General features: G+C 49.6%; 2 rRNA genes. Both read right to left on the minus strand.

The annotated features are described in order from the left end of the window. Positions 1-7: 7 nt before the first annotated feature. Positions 8-115: ribosomal RNA gene (gene rrf, locus EM932_RS20560) — 5S ribosomal RNA — on the minus strand. A gap of 131 nt (positions 116-246) precedes the next feature. Then, a 23S ribosomal RNA gene (locus EM932_RS20565) occupies positions 247-2,541 on the minus strand; the annotation flags it as partial.

Below are 2,541 nucleotides of genomic sequence, written 5' to 3' on the forward strand. Positions count from 1 at the left end.
TCTTCAAAAAAGGCGACGACCTACTCTCCCACGGATGCAGTACCATCGGCGCTAACGGGCTTAACTTCTCTGTTCGGAATGGTAAGAGGTGAGCCCCATCGCTATAACCACCTTAAGCTTTAGTCCCGCACTTGGTGCGGGATCTCTTTCTATCAAAGAAAGATAATATCTTAACATATTGAAAAAACATCCGGAGATGATGTACATGAACCTAATAATACTATTGAACTTATAAAAAAACAGGCGTACAATAAGCCTATGGGTTATTAGTACTACTCGGCTGTGACATTACTGCCTTTACACCTGTAGCCTATCGACGTGGTAATCTCCCACGACCCTTTAAAGAAATCTCATCTTGTGGTGGGTTTCGCGCTTATATGCTTTCAGCGCTTATCCCTTCCAAACGTAGCTACTCAGCAATGCTCCTGGCGGAACAACTGATACACCAGAGGTTTGTCCAACTCGGTCCTCTCGTACTAGAGTCAGATCCACTCAAATTTCTAACGCCCACTGTAGATAGAGACCGAACTGTCTCACGACGTTCTGAACCCAGCTCGCGTGCCACTTTAATGGGCGAACAGCCCAACCCTTGGGACCTTCTCCAGCCCCAGGATGTGACGAGCCGACATCGAGGTGCCAAACCCCCCCGTCGATGTGAGCTCTTGGGGGAGATCAGCCTGTTATCCCCGGCGTACCTTTTATCCTTTGAGCGATGGCCCTTCCATGCGGAACCACCGGATCACTATGCTCTTGTTTCCAACCTGATCGACTTGTAGGTCTCTCAGTCAAGCACCCTTATGCCATTGCACTCTGCGCACGGTTACCAAGCGTGCTGAGGGTACCTTTAGAAGCCTCCGTTACTCTTTTGGAGGCGACCACCCCAGTCAAACTACCCACCAAGCACTGTCCTCTCCTAAGAGAGTTAGACTCTAGATAAGCAAAGGGTGGTATTTCAACAATGACTCCACAGCGCCTGGCGACGCCACTTCAAAGTCTCCCACCTATCCTACACATTACTTATCCAAAACCAATACTAAGCTATAGTAAAGGTGCACGGGGTCTTTTCGTCCCACAGCGGGTAATCGGCATCTTCACCGATACTACAATTTCACCGAGCTCATGGCTGAGACAGTGTCCAGATCGTTGCACCATTCGTGCAGGTCGGAACTTACCCGACAAGGAATTTCGCTACCTTAGGACCGTTATAGTTACGGCCGCCGTTTACTGGGGCTTCATTTGAGATCTTCGCCGAAGCTAAACCCTCCACTTAACCTTCCAGCACCGGGCAGGTGTCAGGCCATATACGTCATCTTTCGATTTAGCATAGCCCTGTGTTTTTGATAAACAGTCGCCTGGACCTTTTCACTGCGGCCACCCCGAGGGGCGGCGACTCTTCTCCCGAAGTTACGAGTCTATTTTGCCTAGTTCCTTAGCCATGAATCTCTCGAGCTCCTTAGAATTCTCATCCCAACTACCTGTGTCGGTTTGGGGTACGGGCTGCTTCACTCGCTTTTCTTGGAAGTCGATCCTCTGGATTATCACCTTGACCGAAGTCTCGGTGTACTATCGGGGTATTACTACTCCCTTCAACGTGCTATTCCGTCAGCACGCACCAAATTTTCGCCTCCGTCACTTTTAGCGTGAGCAGGTACAGGAATATTAACCTGTTGTCCATCCACTGCCCCTTTCGGGTTCGCGTTAGGTCCCGACTAACCCTCAGCTGATTAGCATAGCTGAGGAAACCTTAGTCTTTCGGAGTGCGGGTTTCTCGCCCGCATTATCGTTACTTATGCCTACATTTTCTTTTGTAGCTTCTCCAGCATACCTCGCAGTACACCTTCGACGACACTACAATGCTCCCCTACCCATCTTATCGATGCCATAGCTTCGGTAATATGTTTATGCCCGATTATTATCCATGCCGAACCGCTCGACTAGTGAGCTGTTACGCACTCTTTAAATGAATGGCTGCTTCCAAGCCAACATCCTAGCTGTCTAAGCAGTTCGACCGCGTTAGTTCAACTTAACATACATTTGGGGACCTTAGCTGATGGTCCGGGTTCTTTCCCTCTCGGACATGGACCTTAGCACCCATGCCCTCACTGCCGGTCATCATTTTATAGCATTCGGAGTTTGTCAGGAATTGGTAGGCGGTGAAGCCCCCGCATCCAATCAGTAGCTCTACCTCTATAAAACTATTAACCAACGCTGCACCTAAATGCATTTCGGGGAGTACGAGCTATTTCCGAGTTTGATTGGCCTTTCACCCCTACCCACAGGTCATCCGAAGACTTTTCAACGTCAACCGGTTCGGTCCTCCACTGTATGTTACTACAGCTTCAACCTGCCCATGGGTAGATCACACGGTTTCGCGTCTACCACTACTAACTTAAGCGCCCTGTTCAGACTCGCTTTCGCTACGGATCCGGACCTGAAGTCCTTAACCTTGCTAGCAACGGTAACTCGTAGGCTCATTATGCAAAAGGCACGCCGTCACCCTAATGGGCTCCGACCGCTTGTAAGCGTATGGTTTCAGGTTCT

Origin of the sequence: Flavivirga rizhaonensis, from assembly GCF_004791695.1 — a bacterium.
Lineage (GTDB): Bacteria > Bacteroidota > Bacteroidia > Flavobacteriales > Flavobacteriaceae > Flavivirga > Flavivirga rizhaonensis.